General features: G+C 71.8%; 5 protein-coding genes and 1 pseudogene. 4 read left to right on the forward strand and 2 right to left on the reverse strand.

Features of this window, described 5'->3' with window-relative positions; all coding sequences use genetic code 11:
• The 4 genes and pseudogenes from ACFVXK_RS37130 to ACFVXK_RS37145 all read left to right on the forward strand — a co-directional run.
• Positions 1-220, forward strand: a pseudogene (locus ACFVXK_RS37130) (2-oxoacid:ferredoxin oxidoreductase subunit beta); the annotation flags it as partial.
• Positions 221-369: 149 nt separating this feature from the next.
• Positions 370-1,224, forward strand: coding sequence for an SDR family oxidoreductase (locus ACFVXK_RS37135; protein WP_389621350.1), 855 nt, complete (start codon positions 370-372; stop codon positions 1,222-1,224).
• A 116-nt stretch (positions 1,225-1,340) separates the two neighbouring features.
• Positions 1,341-2,321, forward strand: a complete 981-nt coding sequence (rarD, locus tag ACFVXK_RS37140) for an EamA family transporter RarD (RefSeq protein WP_389621353.1) — start codon at positions 1,341-1,343, stop codon at positions 2,319-2,321.
• A gap of 248 nt (positions 2,322-2,569) precedes the next feature.
• Positions 2,570-3,925 carry a M28 family metallopeptidase gene (locus ACFVXK_RS37145; protein WP_389621355.1) on the forward strand — a complete coding sequence of 452 codons (1,356 nt, stop codon included), beginning with the start codon at positions 2,570-2,572 and terminating at the stop codon, positions 3,923-3,925.
• Here ACFVXK_RS37145 and ACFVXK_RS37150 read toward each other — a convergent pair.
• On the reverse strand, positions 3,915-4,304 hold the full coding sequence (locus ACFVXK_RS37150) for a hypothetical protein (RefSeq protein ID WP_358899455.1): 390 nt from the start codon (positions 4,302-4,304) through the stop codon (positions 3,915-3,917). The two genes, ACFVXK_RS37145 and ACFVXK_RS37150, sit on opposite strands and share 11 nt — an antisense overlap.
• Positions 4,301-4,504, reverse strand: a complete 204-nt coding sequence (locus ACFVXK_RS37155; protein ID WP_237293031.1) for a ribbon-helix-helix domain-containing protein — start codon at positions 4,502-4,504, stop codon at positions 4,301-4,303. Before ACFVXK_RS37155 ends, ACFVXK_RS37150 begins: the two co-directional genes overlap by 4 nt.
• Positions 4,505-4,662 lie beyond the last annotated feature (158 nt).

Consider the following 4,662-nt stretch of genomic DNA (forward strand, 5'->3'; position numbering starts at 1 on the left):
CGACGCCCACGCCGCCACCCCCACCACGGCCTTCGCCCTCTCCCGCCTCGCCGACCCCGACACCCTCCACCACACCCCCATCGGGGTCTTCCGCAACGTCGAGCGCCCCGTCTACGACACCCTCATGGCCGACCAGCTGGAGACGGCGGTCGACCAGCGCGGCAAGGGCGACCTGGCGACCCTGCTCGCCGGCAGCGACACCTGGACCGTCATCGGCTGAGCCGACACGAGCCGACACGAAGCCCGGATCCCGTCCCACGGGATCCGGGCTTCGTCGTACCCGGCGCACCCAGCGCGCGGGTGCACTTTCTAAAAGTTAGCGCTTTCTGTACGATAGTGATGCACCCGCACCCACCACAGGAGCGCATCATGAGCATCGTCGTCACCGGAGCCACCGGAGCCCTCGGCCGTCTCGTCGTCGAGGAGCTGCTGACCCGCGTCCCCGCCGCCGAGCTGGCCGTCGTCGTCCGCAGCGAGGAGAAGGCCGCCGACCTGGCCGCCCGCGGCATCGAGGTACGCGTCGCCGACTACGACGACCCCGCGAGCCTGGCCGGCGCCTTCCGGGCCGGCGAGCGGGTCCTGCTGATCTCCGGCAGCGAGGTCGGGCGCCGCGTCGCGCAGCACACCGCCGTGATCGGGGCGGCCAGGGCCGCCGGGGTGGCCCAGCTCGCTTACACGGGCATCCTGGGCGGCCCCGAGGCCGACTTCGAGCTCGCCGCCGAGCACAAGGTCACCGAGCAGGCCATCCTCGACTCCGGCCTCCCCTACACCTTCCTGCGCAACGGCTGGTACCACGAGAACTACACCGCCCAGCTCCCCGTCGTCCTGCAGCACGGCGCCGTCGTCGGCAGCGCGGGCGAGGGCCGGATCGCCTCGGCGGCGCGGGCCGACTACGCGGCGGCCGCCGCCGCGGTGCTGACCGGCGAGGGCCACCTGAACCGGGTGTACGAGCTCTCCGGGGACACCGCCTGGAGCCTGGCCGAGTACGCCGCCGAGGTGGCGCGGCAGTCCGGGCGCGAGGTCGCGTACGCCGCGGTGCCGGGCGACGCCCACCTGGACGTCCTGACCGGCGCCGGGGTGCCCGAGGGGTTCGCGGCGATCCTCGTCGACGTGGACGCGGCGATCTCGCGCGGCCGGCTGGCCGGGACCAGCGGCGACCTGGCGCGCCTGATCGGGCGGCCGACCACCCCGGTCGCCGAGGCGATCACCACCGCGCTGGCCTGACACCGCGACCCTCCGCAGTGTCATGAGTATCTCCACCGAACGGGCATGACAGCAGCCCCGCGCGGCGATACCGTCGTGAGGTTGTGAGATTGGCCGGAAGTCGCACTGGAGGTCCCGTGAAGGCGGACAACGAGCAGCGCACGGGTTTGCTCTACGGATTCGGCGCGTACGGGATGTGGGGGCTGGTCCCCCTGTTCTGGCCCCTGCTCATGCCGTCCGGGGCGATCGAGATCCTGGCGCACCGCATGGTCTGGTCCCTGGCCGTGGTCGCCGTCGCACTCCTCGCGCTGCGCCGCTGGCGCTGGATCGGCGAGCTGGTCCGCCAGCCCCGCAAGCTGGGTCTGACCGCGCTGGCCGCCTCCGTGATCAGCGTGAACTGGGGCCTGTACATCTGGTCGGTCAACAACGGGCACGTCGTCGAGGCCAGCCTCGGCTACTTCATCAACCCCCTCGTCACCATCGCGCTCGGCGTGCTGGTGCTCGGGGAGCGGCTGCGCCGGGCGCAGTGGGCGGCCGTCGGGGTCGGCCTCGCCGCCGTCGTGGTCCTGGCCGTCGGCTACGGGCGGCCGCCGTGGATCTCGCTGGCCCTGGCCTGCTCCTTCGCCACCTACGGGCTGATCAAGAAGAAGCTGGCCATGGGCGGCCTGGAGTCGCTGACCGCCGAGACGGCCCTGCTGTTCCTGCCCGCCCTCGGCTACCTGCTGTGGCTGGGGGTGGAGGGCCGCTCCACCTTCACCTCACAGGGGCTCGGGCACTCCGCGCTGCTGGCCTCGACGGGGCTGGTCACCGCGATCCCGCTGATCTGCTTCGGGGCCGCCGCGATCCGCGTGCCGCTGTCCACGCTGGGGCTGCTGCAGTACCTGGCGCCGGTGTTCCAGTTCGCGCTCGGCGTCGTCTACTTCCACGAGGCGATGCCGCCCGAGCGCTGGGCCGGCTTCGGCCTGGTGTGGGTCGCGCTGGTCGTGCTGACCTGGGACGCGCTGCGGACCTCCCGCCGCTCCCGGGCCCGGCTGGCCGGCGCGGCGGCCGAAGCGGAGGCGGCGGCCGCGGCCGTGCCGCCGGGTTCCGCACCGGCGCCGAGCCGCGAGCCCGCGTAATCCCCTCCCCGGCCCCTCTCCGGGGCCGGCCCCCACCCCATACACCCCCACGGTCCCCGGTGCGCACCCGCGCACCGGGGATCGTCCGTATTCCGAACGGATCTGACCGGATTGCGCTCTTGACGGTCAGTCACGCTCTCACTGAACATCAGGCTCGCACTGACGCACCAACGCTCACCTGCACGATTCCCACACGTTCCGTCCCCTTTGCCGACGGTTCATCCCCCACGGAATCCCGGAGCCCCCACATGAGCCTGTCCGTCTCCCGGCGCCTGACCGCCGTGACCGCGATCGCGGTCGCCGGGCTGTTCGCCACCACCGCCCCCGCCGCCTTCGCCTCCGCGCCCGGCGCCGCCCCGGCCGCCTCCCCCGCCGCCGTGCCGGCCGCCCTCGCCGCGCCCACCCCGCCCGACATCCCGGTGGCCAACGTCAAGGCGCACCTGTCGCAGTTCCAGTCGATCGCGAACGCCAACGGCGGCAACCGCGCCCACGGCCGGGCCGGCTACAAGGCCTCGATCGACTACGTGAAGGCCAAGCTGGACGCGGCCGGGTTCACCACCACCCTCCAGACCTTCAGCTCCAGCGGCGCCACCGGCTACAACCTGATCGCCGACTGGCCCGGCGGAGACCCGGGCTCCGTCCTGATGACCGGCTCCCACCTGGACTCGGTGACCGCGGGCCCCGGCATCAACGACAACGGCTCCGGCTCGGCGGCCGTGCTGGAGACGGCCCTGGCCGTCTCGCGCGCGCAGCTCCAGCCCACCAAGCACCTGCGCTTCGGCTGGTGGGGCGCCGAGGAACTCGGCATGGTCGGCTCGAAGTACTACGTCAACAGCCTGCCGGCGGCGGAGAAGTCGAAGATCTCCGGCTACCTGAACTTCGACATGATCGGCTCGCCCAACCCGGGCTACTTCGTCTACGACGACGACCCGACCATCGAGCAGACCTTCAAGACGTACTTCGCGGGCCTGAACATCCCCACGGAGATCGAGACCGAGGGCGACGGCCGCTCCGACCACGCGCCGTTCAAGAACGCGGGCATACCCGTCGGGGGCCTGTTCTCCGGCGCCGACTACACCAAGACCTCCGCCCAGGCCCAGAAGTGGGGCGGCGCGGTCGGCCAGGCCTTCGACGCCTGCTACCACGCCTCCTGCGACACCACGGCGAACATCGACGACACCGCCCTGGACCGCAACTCCGACGCCATCGCCTACGCGATCTGGAACCTCGGCGCGGGCACCCCGGTCCCGCCCGGGAAGTCCTTCGAGAACACCGCGGACGTCACCGTCCCGGACTCCCCCGGCGCAGCGGCCACCTCGCCGATCACCGTCTCCGGCGTGACCGGCAACGCCCCCGCCACCACCAAGGTCGACGTGAACATCGTCCACACCTACCGCGGTGACCTGGTGATCGACCTGATCGCCCCGGACGGCACGGCGTACCGGCTGAAGAACTCCTCCAGCTCGGACTCCGCCGCCAACGTGGTCGCGAGCTACACGGTGAACGCGTCCAGCGAGGTCGCCAACGGGACCTGGAAGCTCCAGGTCAAGGACGTGGCGGCGCAGGACACCGGCTACATCAACAGCTGGAAGATCACCTTCTGACCGGTTCCTCGATGAGGGCGCGCAGCTGCTGCGCCACCGCGGCGACGTCCGCGCGGCCCAGCTTCGCGTCCTCCACCAGGTCGCCGAGCTCCTCGGGCGAGGGCAGCTGCCTGGCCCCGGCCACCCGCAGGTACGAGCGGGTGGCCGCGGCCGCGTAGAACTCGTTCATCGGGGACTCCAGCGCCGGGCAGACGGCGAGGGTGTGCAGGAACGCGGCGGCCCGCCAGGCGGTGTCGGGGGCGGGCTGCTCGGGCACCAGCACCAGGTCGTTCTGGTGCCGGGCGACGGCGGCCGCCACCCCCGAGGGGTCCCACACGGCGGGGTCCGACGGCAGATGGTGGGCCAGTGCGGTCCAGGCCCACTCCATGGTGATCTTCAATGGCCGAACCGCTCCTGGAAGTAGCCCCAGTGATCCGCGAACTCCTCTATCCCGGACAGGAAGTTCTTCCGGTCCTCGTCGAGTTCGCGCTCCGTGACCTCGGTGATCAGCGCGGTGACCGTCGTCCCCAACGCCGCCGCGCGCGCCTTGAGGCGGTCGTGGAACTCCTCGTCCAGGCGGATGGTGACGTGTCTTGACATGGACCTCACGGTACAGCGGCCGTGCTGTACGCAGGAGGGGAACGCGAGAAGGGTGGCCCGGGACACACGTCCCGGGCCACCCTCGCGTCCGTCGCGGCTACTTGGCCGAGTCGGCCGTCTTAAACCACAGCTGCATTGTGAACCCGCCGACGTACACC

Source organism: Streptomyces sp. NPDC058157 (genome assembly GCF_042884105.1).
In the GTDB taxonomy this organism is placed as follows: Bacteria; Actinomycetota; Actinomycetes; order Streptomycetales; family Streptomycetaceae; genus Streptomyces.